This is a genomic window from Alteromonas algae, from assembly GCF_049117195.1.
Taxonomy (GTDB): Bacteria; Pseudomonadota; Gammaproteobacteria; order Enterobacterales; family Alteromonadaceae; genus Alteromonas.
Window position 1 is genome coordinate 2,841,874 of sequence record NZ_CP185260.1, and the last position, 20,079, is coordinate 2,861,952.

Annotated in this window: 10 protein-coding genes and 1 pseudogene; 4 read left to right on the forward strand and 7 right to left on the reverse strand. The window is 45.1% G+C overall.

Annotation, left to right across the window (positions count from 1 at the left end):
• The first annotated feature begins 20 nt into the window (after nucleotides 1-20).
• On the forward strand, nucleotides 21-3,314 hold the full coding sequence (locus tag ACOJRU_RS12780) for a serine/threonine protein kinase (RefSeq protein WP_421132122.1): 3,294 nt from the start codon (nucleotides 21-23) through the stop codon (nucleotides 3,312-3,314).
• Nucleotides 3,315-3,341: 27 nt separating this feature from the next.
• On the opposite strand, the gene ACOJRU_RS12785 is transcribed toward ACOJRU_RS12780, so the two are convergent.
• Complete coding sequence (locus ACOJRU_RS12785) at nucleotides 3,342-3,719, reverse strand: helix-turn-helix transcriptional regulator (RefSeq protein ID WP_421132123.1); 378 nt, start codon at nucleotides 3,717-3,719, stop codon at nucleotides 3,342-3,344.
• Between the two features lie 226 nt (nucleotides 3,720-3,945).
• Between ACOJRU_RS12785 and ACOJRU_RS12790 the strand changes: the two genes are divergently transcribed.
• On the forward strand, nucleotides 3,946-7,230 hold the full coding sequence (locus tag ACOJRU_RS12790) for a PKD domain-containing protein (RefSeq protein WP_421132124.1): 3,285 nt from the start codon (nucleotides 3,946-3,948) through the stop codon (nucleotides 7,228-7,230).
• A 237-nt stretch (nucleotides 7,231-7,467) separates the two neighbouring features.
• Here ACOJRU_RS12790 and ACOJRU_RS12795 read toward each other — a convergent pair whose 3' ends face one another.
• A complete protein-coding gene (locus tag ACOJRU_RS12795; protein ID WP_421132125.1) occupies nucleotides 7,468-8,355 on the reverse strand; it encodes an SDR family NAD(P)-dependent oxidoreductase in 888 nt (295 codons plus the stop codon).
• 368 nt (nucleotides 8,356-8,723) lie between these two features.
• Here ACOJRU_RS12795 and ACOJRU_RS12800 point away from each other — a divergent pair, with 368 nt between their 5' ends.
• Nucleotides 8,724-9,728 carry an oxidoreductase gene (locus ACOJRU_RS12800; RefSeq protein WP_421132126.1) on the forward strand — a complete coding sequence of 335 codons (1,005 nt, stop codon included), beginning with the start codon at nucleotides 8,724-8,726 and terminating at the stop codon, nucleotides 9,726-9,728.
• 97 nt (nucleotides 9,729-9,825) lie between these two features.
• Here the strand turns inward: ACOJRU_RS12800 and ACOJRU_RS12805 are convergent, their stop codons facing one another.
• Nucleotides 9,826-10,521: an SDR family oxidoreductase gene (locus tag ACOJRU_RS12805; protein WP_421132127.1), complete on the reverse strand. Its 696-nt coding sequence runs from the start codon at nucleotides 10,519-10,521 to the stop codon at nucleotides 9,826-9,828.
• 24 nt (nucleotides 10,522-10,545) lie between these two features.
• Complete coding sequence (locus ACOJRU_RS12810) at nucleotides 10,546-11,097, reverse strand: type 1 glutamine amidotransferase domain-containing protein (protein ID WP_421132128.1); 552 nt, start codon at nucleotides 11,095-11,097, stop codon at nucleotides 10,546-10,548.
• Between the two features lie 308 nt (nucleotides 11,098-11,405).
• Here ACOJRU_RS12810 and ACOJRU_RS12815 point away from each other — a divergent pair, with 308 nt between their 5' ends.
• Nucleotides 11,406-11,939 carry a PepSY domain-containing protein gene (locus ACOJRU_RS12815; RefSeq protein ID WP_421132129.1) on the forward strand — a complete coding sequence of 178 codons (534 nt, stop codon included), beginning with the start codon at nucleotides 11,406-11,408 and terminating at the stop codon, nucleotides 11,937-11,939.
• Here ACOJRU_RS12815 and ACOJRU_RS12820 read toward each other — a convergent pair.
• The 3 genes and pseudogenes from ACOJRU_RS12820 to ACOJRU_RS12830 all read right to left on the reverse strand — a co-directional run bounded on the left by ACOJRU_RS12820 (nucleotide 11,922) and on the right by ACOJRU_RS12830 (nucleotide 19,880).
• Nucleotides 11,922-13,796: a TonB-dependent receptor plug domain-containing protein gene (locus tag ACOJRU_RS12820; protein ID WP_421132130.1), complete on the reverse strand. Its 1,875-nt coding sequence runs from the start codon at nucleotides 13,794-13,796 to the stop codon at nucleotides 11,922-11,924. The two genes, ACOJRU_RS12815 and ACOJRU_RS12820, sit on opposite strands and share 18 nt — an antisense overlap.
• 89 nt (nucleotides 13,797-13,885) lie before the next feature.
• Complete coding sequence (locus ACOJRU_RS12825; RefSeq protein ID WP_421132131.1) at nucleotides 13,886-17,158, reverse strand: VPS10 domain-containing protein; 3,273 nt, start codon at nucleotides 17,156-17,158, stop codon at nucleotides 13,886-13,888.
• A 221-nt stretch (nucleotides 17,159-17,379) separates the two neighbouring features.
• Nucleotides 17,380-19,880 (reverse strand): annotated as a pseudogene (locus ACOJRU_RS12830) (excinuclease ABC subunit A).
• Nucleotides 19,881-20,079: the final 199 nt, after the last annotated feature.

Consider the following 20,079-nt stretch of genomic DNA (forward strand, 5'->3'; position numbering starts at 1 on the left):
ACGTTGCTTATTAGGTTGCCATGACGTTTTCTGATCCTCTTTTACTGTTTACTCACCTCATCGAATTTGATGAAGAGAACATGTTGATAAACTTGCGACACTTTTGCAGTGAAACTTCCCCCCTTTACCGAGATACACGGGCATTGATTGATGCGCACTATACGAACAAAAATCAGAGTGGATTCACTGCGCTTGTTGGCACGCAAGCAGAACTTCTTTGTGATGATCACAAAACTCAAGAGCTATCGGGTAACCAAGTAGGCCCTTATCTGTTAGAACGTAAGTTAGGGCACGGTGGGATGTCTGCAGTTTATTTAGGGCAGCGAAACGACGGACTTATCGCGCAAGAAGTCGCAATTAAATTTGTTTATTCATCAATCGTTCATATGGCTGGCGAAACATTTATTCAAAGAGAAGCCCAGTTTCTTGCTAGCCTGAGCCATCCAAATATAGCCAAAGTTTACAATATTGATACTACTGACAAAGGCGTGCCATACATTGTTATGGAGTTTGTTCGGGGTAAAACGTTAAACGAGTGCGACATAAGTCAATTTAGTGTGGCTGCAAAATTATCAATCTTAAGCCAGCTTTGCAGTGCCCTTACCGAAGCACACCAAAATGGTATTGTTCATGCGGATATCAAGCCTTCTAACGTAATAATAGAAGCTAACCTGTCGCCAAAGCTACTTGATTTTGGCATTGCAAATTCGCTTCATGACGCTGAGCGTCAACAGTTAACTGCCGCAAGCTCTCATTTCGCGAGCCCTCAACAGCGAGCGGGTAATAAACCTAATGTCACCGATGATATTTTTTCATTGGGCCAACTCATGGTATTTTTACTCGGCCATAGTTGCGATGTCGAACTCAATGCTATTATGAACAAAGCGACATCGCAAGAAAGCCAATCTCGTTTTCAGAGTATGGAACAATTTAGTGGCGCCATATCAGCCTACCGCAACAACCAACCGCTTGTATGGCATAACAACTCTCGACGTTACTTAATCAAAAAATGGTTTCAACGTTCACCCACTTCAGCATTTTTGACCATTGCATTTCCTCTAGCGTTGCTCACCGGGTTAAGCATCTTATATTTACAGAACAGTAAACTCGTAAATGAAGCCGATAAAACCCAGCAGATTTTAGATTTTTATAACACGTTGTTTGAAGTAAATACGCCTACGTCGGCACGGGGCGGCGCACTAAGCGCTGCTGATTTTATAAATGAAGGTATCGCCTTGGTAAGCGCATCTAATGTGGCCGACACTAAAACTAAAGCTTCTATTACATCGACGCTATCGACCAGCCTGTTGAATTTAGGCTACTTGGAACAAGCTGAAAATGTAATTTCTGAAATAGAAAGTGAATCATTAGTGTCAGCTTTTATTTATGCAAAAGCAGCTTACTTAAGAGGCAATTATCACAATGCTGAAACGTGGATAGACAAATATAATACTGCCACCAAGCAAGAAAGTTTTGACGGACTCTTCCTTGCTTCACAAATTGATACCCATCTGTACCCTGCACGCTCTGCGACAAACCAGTTGGAAGTATTGCGTCAACGTTTTGGTCATGCATTATCGGTAACACAGCAATTCGCACTTAAACGCGCGATGTGGGAGCAAGAGGTTAATACTAATGCATCGCAGTTGCTCGTTACATTAAATAACACAGATATTTCAAGCTACACAGACCACCAGCTGGCATGGTTCCTCACGATAAAAGCACAAGCAGAAGCGAGAACGAATGATCTTGAGCGTTCTCATAAGACAATGTCTGAGGCCCTCGTTAACACCAATACCGCATTTAACAGCCAAAACCCCGAAAAAGCCCTGATCTATAACAAGTTAATGTGGGTAGCGGCGGCAACCAGTGATGAATTAACGCTAGAAATGCTGCTAACCAAACAACAGAGTCTTTTCAGCAGCTTGCGCCCTTTATTTGACCATAAGTTATTAACTATTTTAGAGCAACAACACAATTATTATTTGCATGCTAAGCAGTACGCACAGAGCGCATCTTATATACGTTCTGCGCATGCATTGTGTAGCACATCACCGGGTGTAGCCTGTGATCGTATAACCATTAAACATGCTGCGGCGCTATATTTTACAAATGATTATTCTGGGGCTTTAGACATGCTATCGCCATTTATTGATGGCAATACAACAGCGCAACCTTCTCATATGTTTATTGCGTACCTTATTTCCCTAAATAGTGACATAGGCTTAGGCCATCAGGTTACTAAAGAACAACTTGAACACCTGGCTACGTTAGACCATGAATCAAAACATACCGCAGCAATTATCAGTGCAGCAACACGTGCAGGACACGCTGCGTGGGCAATAGGCTTTGGTCGTAAGCACAGTGAACATTCAGATGTACGCAGCCGACTTGCATTAATCGAGGCTTACACACTTGAAAAAAATGCGGAACAAGCAGACAGTCTTTTTGAAATGTTAGGGAAGACAAGTATTAATTCAACGTATTCCGACTCTCTTCTCAAAGCGCTTAACCCCTCGCATACTGAATTTTCAAATTTAAATGATTTTAGTGCACTCGCATTGGCAGGGGATAATATTATTCTAAGTAATCGTAGAGTACGCAGTGTTTTAACCCCTGGAAATGCCGACATGCTAACCATTGGCACTCCATTCACCTTCAGCTGGCAACCTACTGCACTTAAAGGTGAAACTGTATCTCTATACATAAATCATAAAAATAACTTTTCTAAAAATGCCTTCGACTCGTGGAGCAACATTCAGAATATCCATTGGCATTTGTTTGCCTCTGATGTAGAAAACTCAGGGGAGCTCGTTCTTGACCCACTAGTGATGATGGCGAATGGTGTACAAGGCTTTAAAGTCATGATTGTGTCTGATCATGGTTATTGGACTATAAGTGAAGGCTTTTTTGGTGTGGAATCTGGCAACGCATCAGATAACGGATTAAAACAGTTGATGGTACCAAACTTGTTAGTTGATGCTATTAGCAAACCGCAGGCATATGAGGTTTATAACGTTGGGCAGCGCAACAATATCGTATGGAATAACAATGCGTTGAAAGGCAATATGGTCGCTATCTATGTGTTACACGACAGCCCTCATAATATAGGAAATGGAACAAACGTACATTTTCCTACTGTGCTTAAACGCCGATGGTATTTAGTGTCAGACCGCACTCTTAACTCTGGCAGCTACGAACTCGACCCTTCTCAATTTAACGGCCAAGGGAATGCTTATAAGATACTAATCATTTCCGAAGCGGGTTATTGGGCGGTCTCTAATGAACGGTTTACGGTAGTAAATCCGCATTAAGCATTATTACGTTTCAACGTTGTTCACTTAGGCCATTGGGGAACACTTAGCGAACTCGCTAGGCGCCATGCCAGTATGTTTTTTAAAGACAGTAGAAAAGGTTTTGTGCTCATAAAACCCAAGTTTATCGGCGATAATCGATGGGCGTACTCCTCTCGCAAGGAGTGTAAGCGCTTGTTTTATTCTGTATTGGTCGATGAGGCTTTTAGGAGATTGCTTATAATGGCGATGACATAAACGCCGTAAATTTGAAACATCCATATTCAAAGCAACTGCAACGCCACTCACTCGGATATCGGGCAAACACGTAATGGTACCCTTTTGTCTTATTTGAATTTCGTAATTTAATTGCGCTTCAAATTTCTGTTTAAATCCCTGCGCGCTGTTCCCTAATTGGTGCGTCATGAGCTTCCCTTCCCTCTTCTAATATCATCGACAGAACAGTGCTTCATTTAGAGTCAAATGCGTAGGAAGAAAATGCAGAGCAAATTTCCAAAAATAATTTAAAAATTTATGTGAGCAATGAGTGGTTCAAAATTTACGCGATTTGAGGAAGGAATAGGCAACACAATTAACGGTATTATTTTGCCAATACGCTGTAGTTTAACTAAAAATAAAAAAGGAATCGGTCATGCCTGTTCGCATAAACACTAAAAAAAGTATTATTGCTGCTTCGCTATTAGTTGCATTGTCGGGGTGTAATGATGACGACAACAAACAACAGGTAGAAGACATTGTAGAGCAAGCCCCAAATGTGCTGCCTACTGTTGGATTGAGCAGTGACATTACGGTAGACGAAAAGTCTGATGTTACTTTAACAAGTAACGCCGCAGATACAGATGGCTCGATTACCCGTTATAGCTGGGTGCAGACGGCAGGGACATCAGTAGCGTTAACCAACACAGATACCGCCAACCTGTCTTTTACGGCTCCAGATGTCAAACCCTCAGAAACGCTTATCTTTGAACTTACCGTACAAGATAATGATGGAGGCAGTGCAACGGGCGCGGTAAATGTACTCGTTACTCATATCAATGCAGCACCGGTGCTATCGGTTTTCGAACAATCTGTAGAAGAAAAGCAATCTATTACGATTACCGCAATGGCTGAAGATGACGGCACAATTGCTTCATATCAATGGTTTCAATTAAACGGTACCGGCGTAGTCCTTGAAAATGCGAATACTGCGGCGATGCGCTTTACCGCTCCATCAGTAACTGAAAATGAAATGCTACTTTTTGCCGTTACTGTCGTAGACGATGAAGGCGAATCAAGCAGTGCAAATGTTAACGTTGAAGTCCTCCAAAACGCGGTAAATATATCTGTAACAGGGGTTGTTACCGACTCGCCTATCGAAAACGCAGCAGTAACATTTATGGTAGGAAGCAACGAGTTAACCACGACTGCAGACGCACAAGGTAATTATACCGTCGAATTCAATCTTGATGATGATGACAGTAGCAGCATGGTTTCCATCGTCGCACAAGGTGATGGAGCACAAGCTCAAGCGAAACTTTCCTCCATATTAGGGACAGTAGGACGACTTGATGCATTATCGGGCGATGACAATATACTGACAAAAGAAGAGCTGTTTGACGTAAACGTGACCAATGTGACAACCGCCAATGCTGCGTTAGTACAGCGAGAAAATCTAGGTGAAGCGATTACAGACGATACTCTCTTAGCTGAATTAAACTTACGCGTATCACAAGAAGAGAAGTTTGCGCTTGCTACCGCAATAAAGGTGGCTATTGATAAGTCTAATGGCGATTCGAGCTTAGCGCTGCCGGATGGCATTACTGACACACTTGCGCTTGCGCTAAACAGTGAAGCAGCTGCGCAATATGTTGATTCCATCAAAGATACACCAGCTTATGCCGAAGCCTATGAGGAAATAGTTAACGACCCTGAACTGGTTAATAGTGACATCAGCAGTGCAATAAAAACCTTTTTTATCTCTGATTATCATAACCCACTGCTGGCCTATCCTGGCAGCGTTGTGAAAATATCCGGCGATGACAGTGCCCATTTCATTGCCCACGACACGGATGTCAGGGCTACCTTTTCGCAAGACGCTAATGAAATTGTTCTGAGCTTTGCCGACGGTGATTATGTTCAAAGCGGGCGTGAAACAATTGAGATAAACGGCAACACGCTTCAAGTGGATGTGGAATACCAATATCAAGAACTCCGCTATCTCCCCCTGGATGAAAAAGAAGGTGTCTTTACCTTCCAGCTTACAAACCTGTATTCAAAGCACTACCCTAATGGAGAGCTGAGTGACGCAAGTGGTTTAAGTGACACGGCACGTCAAGTTACAGCCATTTCAATTGATAACGCAAATGAAGTTGCGTTAGACGACAGCGAGACGACCTACCTTTCATTACCGATCACAAGCACACTATTTACCTCTGAAGACCCTGCCCTACAATTTTTTAATTGGTCAGCTGACACCTTTGCATTTTCACCTGATGGAACAGGGAGTTCTCAATACATTGACCGACGCTTCACTTGGCTGAAGCAACCTTCGTCATTTGATCAGACTATCGACGAACTGCTCGTCACTTTTGAAGATGGTACCGAACTGGCGTATCTACAACTCACCGACAATCAAAGTGTAAACTTATATGCTGTATCAGGTGCGTCATTAGACGGCGAAACACGCTCATTTAAAGTGGATGCCGGCGGTGCAAAAACACTCGATGATGCTTTTGATGTCGCTTCTGTACCTGGTATTTATAGCTATGCGTTTGACGGAAGTAGCATCAATGAATTTTGGTGGGAACTTTGGCCAAACGGCCGAGCGTATACTATTAGTACAAACGATAGAGATGGCAATGGCAGTTTAACGGTAGATGAAATAAGCGTGATGTACGGAAACTGGCGTGTCTCTGTTGATGGTGAATTAACCATTAGCCGTTTGCGCTTCACGGATTATCGTTTCCCTGGATGCTTTAACGAAAACCCTAGCTGCTATCTATACAACGACCGCAGTTGGTCGTTATTTGCAAAGGAAGGCGAAGCGTACCATATCACTAATCGCCACGAATTCGATTTTTACCTTGCCGATGGCAGCAATGGGTTCGACGGTGAATTTGACTATTTAGCAATGGATAATCGACGCGTATCGAAACAGTCGACTCGCCCAGTATCCGTTGATTTGCCCATTCACCCTGATTTACCTTCACAGCCACCACAGCAATTCATAGGCTTGGTTACACCAAGTAGCTATGTAGGTAGCACCGTATACGGTGTAGCTCAAAACCTTATTACTAGCACTGAAGACGCAACCTTTACTTTCACGCTTGCCACAGATGGCACGTATGAAAACGCATCACCTGCAAGAGGTGTCGAAACCGGTAGCTATAAGATTGCTCAGGACCAAAGTATTATTTTGAGTGAAAATGACGCCGGCTCACCAACCTCAGTAGGTGCGTTCTTGTTTGCTACAAGCGATGTCACTATTGGCGCAGTAGGTGCAACGCCAGCGCTTTTGTTTAACACAAGCAGCGACGCGCAAGCCTATGAAACCGTATTAAGAGATAAGCTGTCTGAGGCTTCTTTTGCAACGCTGAACGATAAACAACTTGTACTGGTTGACGTAAATGAAGATGGCGAATGGAATACTACGTTCGTTTCATTCTCAGGAAGCGAAGCGACAATATTTAGTGATGAAACCTTCACCAGTGTAGTTAATAGTTTTTCGTACACCACCAACGATGATGGAAGTATTGATTTGGGTGGTAGACTTTACCTATCAATCAGCAACAGTGCGTTTTCTATCTTTGTTTCTGATGAAGAGGATGCAGACTACATTAATATTAACTACTTATTCGAAGACGTTAATACCGCAAAGCAATTTGTGAAAAATGCGAACAACTTAGCCAATGGGAACCTACCGCATGATGCTAATTAATTGCGCTGGTCTTGGCTGAATTACCTAAGTAGCTAAATAATCAGCTATCACAAGCCGGCATAAACTGCCGGCTTTTTTAGTAGCTAGAGTAAATTTCAAACGCCGATGCCGTGCTTTATGTCCCTTGCTCGGCTAACGCAAACTGCACCTGCCACCGCCATAACCGAGCCATAGTGACCTTGGTGACAAACAGGTAAGCGTGCAAGAACGGCCTTGCGCAATTTAAACCATGAAAGCCTAAAAGGTAACGATATCGTCGTTAATCAAATGCCCCACTACTGGGCTATTTTCTGCATCTACAAACGCGTGGTCAATCGCTTTCGCCCGCCCACTTGTGACTTTGCGGTAGTTGGGATGCGTGTAGATATAGGTTTGTTTTGATTTCAGCGCTTCAAGAACGCGTTCAGCCAACATGCTTGCAGGAATACCCGATTCAACTGCTACAGTAGCTGCGTTAGCACCTGCTTTTAATTTTTCTTTATCTTGGCGGTTGCCTTCAGCGACTGCGTATTTTTTCTGACGATTGCGGTGCGACTCGTGAATTCTTGTTTTTACAAATGCAGGACACAACACAGACACATGAATATTTTTAGGCGCAAGTTCAGCAGCCCAACTTTCTGTCATCGATACAACAGCAGCCTTTGACGCACAGTAGGCGCCAGCATAAGGCATGCCTAGCATGCCCGCCATCGACGCCACGTTTAACACCCAGCCTCCCTCACCATGCGCTTTGATGGCAGGTACGCATGCCTGCGTGCCATACAGTACCCCCATTACATTCACATCTAACACCCAACGCCACGTTTCGTGTTCTGTGTCTTCAATTTTACCAGGAATACCACCAACGCCAGCATTGTTCACCACCATATGCACATTGCCAAAGGTCTCTTTCGCTTGCGTAACAACGTCTTCCCACTGTGTATAGTCTGTAACATCTAACTGGCATGCGAGTACATTCAGCCCCTTATCACGCAAGCCATGACTTGCCGCGTCCAGCGTTTTTGCATCGATATCACACATGACTAAATTCATACCTTGCTGACCAAGCACCTCAGCGATCGCCAGGCCGATGCCACCAGCAGCGCCTGAGATAACTGCTGTCTTACCCGTAAACTCGTTTGACATGTCCATTCCTTACGTTAGTTTTTAACAGCCTTTAACGTGAATACCATTGTGCTATACGCGGTGAAAGGCTTTGGCTACTTATGCTTCATAAGATTAGGGCCCCACGCCCCTTTTACCTACTTTATTTGGTTAATTCATCTGACTTCACCGCATGAATATAAACAACCCTCTGTTTCATTATTCGTACAATAAATACGAGGTTCACCTTGAATCTTGCCAATAACGCCCAACGTAATTAGACACTAACGTGTCATTATCCGTGACACCGCTGTGCATCTAACATTAACTAGCAGAGATAATGGAATAGTGATTACCCACAACACTGTTCATAGATGCACTGACTAGCCACTCACCCTTAAGGAGTTTTCATGAGCATCGACGCACCTTTCAAAGCCCTACTCGTTGAAGAAAACAACAATACTTTTACTAAAAAAATTGTTGACCGCAACCTTAGTGATCTGCCTGAGAACGACTTGCTGATAGATGTGCATTTTTCGTCGTTAAACTATAAAGACGCAATGTCAGCAAGCGGCAACAAAAGAATTAGCCAACATTTTCCGCATACGCCAGGAATTGATGCCGCGGGTATCGTAATAAGTGATAAATCTGGTACGTTTACGCCTGGCGATAGCGTATTAGTTTTCGGCTACGATCTTGGTATGAATACCCCTGGTGGCCTTGGACAAAAAATATCAATACCCGCGACATGGGCTGTGGCGTGTCCTGATACGCTTTCCCTTAAAGAGGCGATGACCTATGGCACAGGTGGCCTTACCGCCGCTTTATGTATTCAAAAACTAGAAACGATGGGCGCAACGCCTAGCGATGGTCCAGTTGCTGTAACCGGCGCAACCGGTGGCGTTGGCAGCATTAGCATCGCATTGCTCAAACAATTGGGTTATGACGTTGTGGCATTTTCAGGTAAGCCAGAGCAAGAAGATAAGCTAAAACAACTAGGCGCAAAGGAAGTGCTCCCTAGAGACACACTATTACAGGTTAAAGAAGCGCTTGCGGGCAAACCGATGTGGGCTCATGCAATAGATACCTTAGGTGGTGATTATCTTACGGGCTTATTAAAACAGCTTAAGCCCGGTGGTGGTGTGGCGTCTGTTGGCTTGGCGGCCTCTCCTGATATAGCGATGAGCGTGATTCCGTTTATCACCCGAGGCGTGTCGTTATTGGGGGTGGATTCAGTCTACATTCCGCTTAAAGATAAAAAACACATCTGGCATCGCGTAGCGACCGATATGAAGTTGCCGAATTTGGGCCGCTACCAACAAGAAATTTCATTAAGCGATACGCCTGAGTATTTAGATAAGTTCCTCAACGGCCAAGTAGTCGGCCGTTACGTGGTTAACGTTAAAGACGCATAAACCACAGTAAAAATAGATAAGGCCAGCGCAAGCGCTGGCCTTATTTTTGTGACGTGACAGCGCACAATGCACGCGCAACCGTCTATAGCGATGAGTGCTATGCGGTTGGCATAACGTATACTTCTCTCACACATGCCTTATCACTGCTAGATAATGCATAAATAACCGCATCAGCAATATCTTCTGGCGCTAGTTTGTCTTCTTTCGGCTCATCAAAAAATGGGGTATTTACCATACCCGGACAGATTGTGGTGCATTTACCGCCCCATTCACGCATTTCCTCAGCTAAGTTCATTCCAAAGCCATAAGCGAACCATTTACTTGCGCCATATACCGAGCCCTTAAGTGCAATTCGCCCTGCTACCGAACTGGTAAGTACAAACTGCCCTTTGGTTTCTTTAAGAAACGGTAAACCGGCTTTCGCGGTGTACAGTAAACCATTCACGTTTGCCCCTAACATGGTCGACCATTCGTCTACGTCGCCCTTCTCAATGCCTGCGCTACTCGCGCCAGTGCCAGCGTTGGCAAACACCACGTCTATACGCTTGAAATGTGCATTGATATCGGAAAATGCGCGCTCTAGTGCGTCATAATCACTGACATCCGCGGTTACGGCAAAGGCATTGTCTTCGCCCAAGTCCGATACCAATTCCGCTAGCTTATCTTCACTTCGCGCAATCAGTGCTACTTTGTGACCCTCATTGACAAGTGCTTGCGCCGTTGCTTTTCCAATACCACTTGATGCGCCTGTAATGGCGATCACTTTTGAGTTCTTTGCTTGGTCTTTTGACATATGTCCTCCTTTACGCAGCCGCTGTTAGGCGACAAGTTCACTAATAGTTTCTACAAACGCGGGGATATCATTCGGGTTACGGCTGGTAACCAATTTTCCATCCTGTACCACTTCCTCATCTTTCCACTGCGCGCCGGCATTCACCAAATCGGTTTTTATACTGGGGAATGAAGTAAGCTGGCTCTCTTTTGCCAACCCAGCCTCTACAAGCAACCACGGTCCGTGGCAAATTGCGCCTATCGCTTTAATACGTTCCTCGTTATAGGCACGTTTTATAAAAGAAACCGCAGCATCGTTGGTACGCAAAACATCTGGATTAATCTGACCACCAGGAAGGACGAGGGCGTCAAAGTCGCTAGGCGCAGCTGTCGATACTTGAGCATCAACCTTGACGTTGTCACCCCAGTTGTCTTCATCCCATGCGGTAATAGTATCTTGCCCATCAATCGACAAAATGACGACGTCAGCGCCCTGCTCGATTAACTTATCTTTTGGTTGAATCAGTTCACTTTGCTCAAATCCGTTTGTGGCTAAAATCGCAATTTTTTTACCTTTTAGGTTTTGTTTGTTGCTCATCGTTAAACACTCCTATTTCTATGCAATGTGTTGTTATACTTGATATACGGCCTAGGAAAATGTCGTGCATCACCTGCAGTATGCACCGGCATTTAGGCTGCATAGCGTTCCCGCTATCTACGAGTAACGATGCAATAAGCAAACCAACGGCATAATTACGCCATTTAACTGTTTTTATTGGATTTTTTATTAAACAAAGAGAATGATAAAAACATAAGGCTGCGTTTTTTGCACAGCCCAAGTAGGTTTTACAGAGAAACAATAATGCAAACGCATTATTGCAGCCACACGATTTAGGTAGCGTTAGCATGTTAAGTACCCTTCGTAAAATAAGTCGACGTTTCCACTTGTGGATCTCACTGAGCATATTTATTCCGGTTGTTATTGTGATTGGCAGCGGATTGTTGCTACAGGTGAAAAAAGAAATAGACTGGGTACAGCCTCCCACGAAAAAAATCGCGGGCGCCGAACCGCTCATAACCTTTGACGATATGTTAAGCGTCGTAAAGCGTGTCCCCGAGGCAGATATTAATGGTTGGGATGATATAGACCGATTGGATGTAAGACCGAATAAAGGCATTATAAAAGTTCGGGCTAAAAACCATTGGGAAGTGCAACTCAATGCCAGTAACGGCGACATTCTTCAAGTAGCCTACCGCCGTACCGATACCATTGAAGCAATACACGACGGAAGTTGGTTTTTTGAGGGCGCGAAACTTTGGGTATTTTTACCTGCTGCAGTTTTATTACTAATACTGTGGCTAACCGGTATCGTTATGTTATATACAACACTAAAGAGTAAGTATCGAAAACATGCCTTCCGCTCACAGCGAGAACGCTAAACGAAGCTGCAGGCTTTGGCCTTGCGCGAACGCGACGCTGTCGTCAGCACTGGCGTAGTAATGCTGATTAGTCAGGTTACGCCAGCTTCCGCTTACTGTCATCCGCTTAGTTACTCGCCAATGCGCACCGATATCAAGCGTCGTCACATCATTAAGCTTTCTCTCTCCACTTGAAATAGCGGTTTTATTTGCGCGGTATTGTAAGCTCGTGAAAAAACGCCACCGGTTCATATCAAAGGTTAGGTCAATGCGCTGATTATGAGCGGGGATATCAGCAATACTGTTTCCAGACTGGTCCTTTCCTTGTATCCACGCGCCACTGATAAGAACATTGAACGGTGTAGTTCGCGCCTTCCACGTTAACTGATAACTGACACCTTTGACCGTGGCGCTGTCTAAATTGGCATAACGTACTATGTCGCTTGATGACGTGATACGTTCAATGTAGTTGTCTATATTTTGGTAAAACACATCAAACATGCCAGTGATGCGCGCGCTATTAAACGACAACGCGCCTTGTATATTAATAGCCTGCTCTGTATCAAGGTTTACGTCACCTAATACCCTTCCTCGCGGTGTTTCACCCTGAAAAAAACGTTCGGTAAGTGTGGGGTTTCTAAACGCGCTCGATACATACATGCTCGTTGACCAATTAGCCGCTAAAGAGTGACTTATGCCTATAAAACCACTGGCATTAGATTTGGTTTTATCAATGCGTTCGCTAGATTGCCTTAGCGTATCGGCTCTTGCGCCCACAGCAATCGATGTTGAGCCATACGTTCGCGAAGCGTCTACAACAGCAGCAAAACCTAGCGATGAAGCATCAAGTGTTTGCAATTGATACACCAATTGCTGTTCAGTGGTAAGCTCACGTTCATCAATTACCACTCCATGCCGGGCGTGAATTTGCATTTGCCAGTTAACTAGCCACTCAGCGAACGTAATCTTATCACCCATATCTGCGCCAATATTCAATGCGCTACTTTGGCTTTGATTAATGCGTTGTTGTGGCCTCAACACATGGGTATCAAGTTGCGCTTGATGCCACCATACATTGCCAATAGCACTATCAAAAGCAAATGTGGCTTTGCCCAACCAATGCGTGTTTTTAGGGTATGTCGTTATTCTGTTTTGAGGATAGTCACTGCTAGATTTACCCACATCACGATTGTCTGAATAAAGCGACCATATTTCTGATAGCGCGCCACTTTGGGGCCTATGCCGTAAAAACAAAGCGGTTTGGTTGAATGCATCGAACAACGTATTGCCCCGTGCGTCTTCACTATTATTGGCAGTGCGATATGCGATTTTCCAATCCGTTGTGTCGTTATAGCCAGAGTACCCGTACTCATAAAGGTTTTGGTTTGCTCCCCACCCTATTTCTAGTTCGTGTTTGCGTGTTTCTGATAGCAGCATATTTACCGCACCACCAATGGCGCCAGAGCCCAAGTACGTTGATGCAGCCCCCGGAATAACCCATGCAGAATCGATAAATGATGGCGGCACAAACCCTACACTTGCACCGGCACGTCGATCACTGTTAATGGGTACGCCATCAAGCAATGATTGTATTCGCCATCGAGAAAAGCCGCGAATACTGATATTTTGGATTTGTCCGCCTTGTCCATTTAGCGAGACAAGCGGAGATTGCGTAAGTACATCGTTGACATGCGCAGGGCTCACGAGCCGAGATTTATCGTAACGGTATTGCACAAAAATCTTTTCCAGCGTGTCGTGATAGTAAGGTCGCTGTGCAATAACAGTCACTTTTTCTACAGTGCTTGCAAATGATGTGGATACAGAAACAAAACCGATGCAAAGGACGGCTGTTTGGCGTAGTAAACGCAAGCTATTCATAAAATGTTGTCGCAGAGCAGTAAGATAAAGAAGATAAAAAAGAACGGCAGGAAAACACCTGCCGTTTTGTCATTTATAAAACGTTATAATCACTTTGTAATAACAGGTAAACCAAGGGTCCAGGGGCCGCCCTCGTTAACAACTGCCTGTTGAAGTGCCGGTACGCTGCGTTGCTGTAACACGCTAATACGGTTACTTACCTCGCTTAAGCCTTCGTTAGCAAAGCCCAGTTGATCGCGGTGCTGCTGCGTTGGACCGTAAGAAGAGCCTACGCCCGAACGTGCATAACCTAATCGGCTCGTAATATTAGCTGGCTTCGCCCCTTTACGATCGCGAGATGCTAAACCAAACAATGCACGATGTACCGCATTGATTTCGTCTTGAATACTCGCATATTGCGCTTCAAGTTCCGCTACGTCACCTGGCGTGCGGTCTATTGCGCGTCGAAGTGCTGTCATCGTTTCCTTCACACTTTTAAGCACTGTAGTCGATGTAATAGCACGTTTCTGCGCGGCATTTACAGCATTGTCGTATTCAGCCCGTGCCTCTGCCGATGCACCTTTTAATGCGCCTTCGTAAATAGATTGAAGTACAAACTCAACGGGTTCGGCAAGTTGCGCAATGGTCGCACCTTCGCGTTTGAATAACGTCGCTGAATACGTACCTGGCAATGCCGTTAATGCACCACGAGAACGTCGAGATGGTTTATCTGTGGTAATCGGCATGTGGTTCGCATATTTCATATCCCATGTCAGTCTATGTAGACCTTTTTTAGTCTTACCTTCAACACGCTTAACAACATCACCGGCTGCATCACGAATTTCAATGTATACCGACGGCTGTGCTTCTTGGCTCTCAGCTTCTACGGCTTCCCAACTTGGGTATTTAGGATATTTCTTCTTATCTTTAATCAGCGCTTTTTCAGCTTTTTGACGCTTTTCTTTTGCACTAAGAATGCTGTCTTTTAGATAGTAAGTAAGTGTTGCGCCATGCTCAGGGTTTTTCGCAATAAAGCTATCGTCGCCATCAGAATCAGTGTGATTATCGTCTAACTGGAACCACTTAACCGGGCGGCTAGGTGCAAACAGTAACGCATCTTGCTGCATTGATTTTTCGGTAAGCTCACGAAGCGGCGCGTAGTCGTCTAAAATATAAATTCCGCGACCAAATGTACCCGCAACTAAGTCATTTTCGCGTCGCTGAATTTTCACATCGCGCGTTGATATTGTTGGGATACCACCGTCTAGCTCTACCCACTTTTTACCGCCATCAACGGTGAAAAATATGCCAAATTCAGTGCCAATAAACATAAGGTTTTTGTTTACGTGATCTTGCACAATACGCCATACAAGGTGCTTTTCGGGCAAATCATCAGCAAGCGATGTCCATTTTTTACCAAGGTTGGTTGATTTTATAAGGTACGGTTTATAATCGCCGTATTTATGGTTATCAAGCGCTACATAAACAGTATTAGGGTCGTACAGGTCAGCGCGAATATCATTCACATACGCTGTCGCGGGGATTCCTCTGATGTCATCTAGTTCTATCTTCTTCCACGATTTACCCCCATTGGTGGTAACTTGAATAATACCGTCATCAGTACCTGCCCATAGGATATTTTCATCAACCGGGCTTTCCGCAAAGTTAGCAATGGTGTGAAATTCAGACATGGCATAAATATCCCAGCCTGCTTCTACCGACCAGGTACGCCCCATCATTGGCATATGCATCCGGTTACCATTGTTGGTAAGGTCTTCTGATATTGCTGTCCAGCTGTCACCGCGATTATCTGAACGCCATACACGCTGCGACGTAAAATAAATACGCTTAGGGTCGTGCGCTGAAACATTAATGGGGGCATCCCAATTAAAGCGCTCCGCTGGGTCTCCAGGCAAAGGCTGTGGCTTGATATATACACCTTCTTTCGTGGTCATATCAATACGCGTAAGGTTACCTTGCTGCCACTGGGAATAGACGATATCAGGGTTGCCAGGCTCTACTGCCGGCTGATGGCCGTCGCCACCGAGGGTTAAAAACCAGTCTTTATTTTTAATCCCTTCTGCTCGGTTAGTGCGCGAAGGACCGCCTTGCGTTGAATTATCTTGCGCGCCGGCATATACCATATAGAAAGGTGATGAATCGTCTGGTGCTACCTTATAAAACTGGGTTAATGGCAGGTTTGCCATAAAGCGCCAGTTGGCCATTCTATCGTGGGAGACATAGATACCACCGTCAGACCCCATCATAACAAAATCAGGGTCAGTTGGATGAAACGCCATGGCGTGATCATCTACGTGCTTATGTTTGGTGTTTATTGGCGTCCATGTTTTACCGCCATCGTCAGACACTTTACTGTAGTTACTTGCAATGTAAACGCGGTCAAATTGGTGTGGGTCAGCAAAGATTTCTTGGTAGTAATGCGGCCCCGTTCCTCCACCTACTTCATCTGACATTTTAGACCAGCTAGCGCCTAGGTCCGCAGAGCGGTAGAAGCCGCCTTTTCGATTGTCAGTTTCAATAGTTGCGTAAACCACATCAGGATTAATAGGCGAAATAGCCATCCCTATTTTGCCCATATTCCCTGATGGTAAACCGCTTTTTAGTTCGGTCCAAGTCTCGCCACCATCGTCCGAGGTATGAATGCCAGCCCCTTCATTGGTACCAACATATGCTGCAATAGTGCGCTGGCGCGACCAGGTCGCGGCATAAAGCTTATCTGGGTTTCTTGGGTCGATAAGTAAAGACGTAACGCCTGTCCATTCATCAGCAGGAGTTAATACTTGTTTCCATGTTTCACCACCATCAACGGTTTTATACAAACCGCGCTCGCCGCCACTTGTCCATAAAGGGCCTTGGGCAGACACCCAAACGACATCAGGGTTAGTTGGATGAATGATAATGTCAGAGACGTGTTCAGACTTTTTAAGCCCCATGTTTTTCCATGTTTGCCCACCGTCTGACGATTTGTATACTCCGTCACCAAAACTAATATGGCGGCCACCGTTATTTTCGCCCGTTCCCACCCAAATTATGTTTGAGTTGCTTGGTGCAATGGTGACATCGCCTATCGAGTAAACGGCTTGCTTATCGAAGATTGGTGACCACGTTGTTCCGGCGTTCGTGGTTTTCCACACGCCACCAGACCCTACCGCGGTGTACCACGTAGACGGATTATTTTGATCAACAGCAATATCTGCAATACGGCCAGACATGTAAGCAGGGCCTATATTTCTAAGCTCCATGCTTTTAAAGGTTTTACTACTGAAAACAGAATTTTTGTCGTTATCGGATTTATCTGCGAACGCAGGCATGCATGACAGCGCTACCGTTACCGCCACTGCAGCTTTAAGGATTTTTTTCATTATTATTGCCTAGTTATTATTGGCTGATTAGGACCTTACCGCATTGAAAGTACAAATAGATTGGTCGCGGTTCAATGCAACACGCGACCAATGGACTAATAAAGGGGGTAGATGCATTGAACAATCTATAACCAACCTCACTTACGTTGAGTTTCTAAAAAGCGCTCCATCGTTTATCAATAAGGGAGTGCATACACAAACAAACTCAACCGGTACTGCATTTAACGCAAGAATCGCGCGGTTTTACTTTTCACATTGTTCGCCACGTCTTGCGGTGTACCTTGTGCAACGATAGAACCACCCGCGTCGCCTGCCCCCGGCCCCATGTCGATAATATAATCGCTAGCGCCTGCAACCTGCATGTTGTGCTCAACCATTACCACACTGTTGCCAGCGTCTACTAACGCGTTTAGGTGTGTCATTAACAAGGTTACATCAGCAGGATGCAAGCCCGTAGTGGGCTCATCTAGCACGTAAAGTGTATGGCGCTTCTCTGCGCGCTTAAGCTCAGTCGCAAGCTTTATGCGCTGCGCTTCACCACCTGATAATTCGGTAGCGGGTTGCCCAAGCTTTAAATAGCCCAGGCCGACATTATCCAGTGCGTTCAGCGCACGCATGATGGCAGCCTCTCCTTCAAATACCTTACGTGCATCGCTGACACTTAGTGACAGCACATCGGCAATAGAAAGCCCTTTCCAAGTAATCTCTAATGTCTCGCTATTGTAGCGTTGGGTTTCGCACACCGGACAGGGAGAGTACACGCTTGGCATAAATAACAGCTCTACAGACACAAACCCGACGCCGTCGCAGTTATCACATCGACCTTTTTTTACATTAAAAGAAAAACGCCCCGCGTCATACTTACGCTGCTTAGCAAGGGGCGTTGATGCAAACACCTTGCGTACATGATCAAACAGCCCCGTATAGGTTGCCAAATTCGACCGTGGCGTTCGCCCTATTGGCGCTTGGCTTACCACAACTAGTCGCTTGACCTGTTCACTTCCTGCGGTAATCGTTCCGCCCACAGGCTCTGAACGCGCTTCGTTCAACAAGGCGGTATCGTTAAGTTCTGTATGTGTTTTTTCTGGTTTAACGCCATTATTTGTAGCCAACAAGCTACCTACTAACTCGACCAGAGCCTTACTGACTAGGCTAGATTTACCCGACCCCGACACGCCCGTTACCGTTGTCATTACGCCTAAGGGTATTGAACAGTCTAGGGCATTAAGGTTGTTTATCGCCACTCCCTGTAGCGCTAACCACGATTGAGGTGCACGTTTTTTATCATCAATATGGCTGGATGAATTAAACAAATAAGACGACGTGATAGACCCTTCAACATTGTCAGCTTGTTTCACAGGGCCACTATAAATAAGCGCTCCGCCATTTACTCCGGCATAAGGCCCTATGTCTACCAGCCAATTCGCATGGCGTATGACGCGTGGGTTATGCTCTACAATAAATACCGAATTACCGGCTTCCACTAACTCATCAAATGCATCCATTAGTGCACTAATATCTGAAGGGTGAAGGCCAGATGAGGGTTCATCCATGATGTACACCACGCCAAAAAGCTTCGACTTGATTTGTGTGGCTAACCGCAAACGCTGCAGTTCACCGGGTGACAGTGTGGTAGTACTTCGTGCTAACGATACGTAGCCCAATCCAAGATGCATGATGGGTTTTATCCGCGCGATGATATCACTGGCCACATTTTTGATAACTTTTTTGCGCTCGGTTGAACCGTTAGCAGCGGCATCCAACAGCGAGGTCAAATGCGACATTGCATCACTCACAGGCAATTCAGAAAACGCAACGATATCCAGACCGTGAAGCGTGACCGATAACGCCTCCTTTTTCAGTTTTTTGCCGTTACACACAGTGCATGTCGACACATGTAGAAACGCAGCAACACGTTGTTTTATTTTGTCTTTTTGTGATGTTTTAAACGTATCTAATACATAGCGTTTAGCACTGATAAACTTACCATTATAGCTGGCAGGTTCTCCCTCTTTTCTTGCGTTTTGGGTTTGGGCCAAGTTGTAGTTTCGATACACCGGCATTTGCGGTGTTTCATCAGTAAATAGGATCCAATCTCGTACAGCCTTCGGTAAGTCTTGCCACGGAATATCCACATCGATATCTAACGACAGTAAAACTCTTACTAAGTTTTTGCCCTGCCATGCGCCTGGCCAGGCTGCTATAGCGCCGTTTCGAATAGACAATTGAGGGTTAGGCACCAGAGTATCTTCGGTCACATCGAACACGCTGCCTATACCATGACAGTGCTCACATGCGCCCTGAGGTGTGTTTGGTGAAAAGCCGTCGGCATAAACAATACGTTGACCATCAGGGTAGTCGCCTGCGCGCGAGTAGAGCATGCGCAAACTGTTGGATATCGTAGTAATACTTCCCACGGTAGAACGTATTGATGGTGCTCCGCGCTGCTGATGTAAGCCAACTGCAGGGGTAACCCTTCTATACTATCAACATCGGGTTTTTCAATTTGATCGATAAGTCGTCGTGCGTAAGGTGAAACAGAGTCTAAGTAACGATGCTGCGCTTCCGCAAACAGCGTACCAAACGCTAGAGAGGATTTTCCAGAACCTGATATACCGGTAAATGCCACCAATTGGTTGCGCGGAATATCCACACTAAAGTTCTTTAAATTATGTACTCGAGCACCGCGGACTTGAACACAACCCTCATTTTTTTGTTTCATCATTTCCCTAAACGTTTATGACTCCTGATAGTGGGTAGACAAAACATCACAATAACGATCACATTCTTATTGCACCTGACACGCATTCGTTACTACAAAATAAAAAGCCCGCTCGGCTAACCGGGCGGGCGCTGCTGTAGAATTAACGCATTTTAAATCGATACTAAAAAATCGCGTAATATTGCTTTACACAACACAT

Bases quoted from the DNA above. Each gene is read 5' to 3' on its own strand.
- ACOJRU_RS12790 (WP_421132124.1), top strand. From the start codon at position 3,946: ATGCCTGTTCGCATAAACACTAAAAAAAGTATTATTGCTGCTTCGCTA.
- ACOJRU_RS12815 (WP_421132129.1), top strand. From the start codon at position 11,406: ATGTTAAGTACCCTTCGTAAAATAAGTCGACGTTTCCACTTGTGGATC.
- ACOJRU_RS12820 (WP_421132130.1), bottom strand. From the start codon at position 13,796: ATGAATAGCTTGCGTTTACTACGCCAAACAGCCGTCCTTTGCATCGGT.
- ACOJRU_RS12780 (WP_421132122.1), top strand. From the start codon at position 21: ATGACGTTTTCTGATCCTCTTTTACTGTTTACTCACCTCATCGAATTT.
- ACOJRU_RS12810 (WP_421132128.1), bottom strand. From the start codon at position 11,097: ATGAGCAACAAACAAAACCTAAAAGGTAAAAAAATTGCGATTTTAGCC.
- ACOJRU_RS12785 (WP_421132123.1), bottom strand. From the start codon at position 3,719: ATGACGCACCAATTAGGGAACAGCGCGCAGGGATTTAAACAGAAATTT.
- ACOJRU_RS12805 (WP_421132127.1), bottom strand. From the start codon at position 10,521: ATGTCAAAAGACCAAGCAAAGAACTCAAAAGTGATCGCCATTACAGGC.
- ACOJRU_RS12800 (WP_421132126.1), top strand. From the start codon at position 8,724: ATGAGCATCGACGCACCTTTCAAAGCCCTACTCGTTGAAGAAAACAAC.
- ACOJRU_RS12795 (WP_421132125.1), bottom strand. From the start codon at position 8,355: ATGTCAAACGAGTTTACGGGTAAGACAGCAGTTATCTCAGGCGCTGCT.
- ACOJRU_RS12825 (WP_421132131.1), bottom strand. From the start codon at position 17,158: ATGAAAAAAATCCTTAAAGCTGCAGTGGCGGTAACGGTAGCGCTGTCA.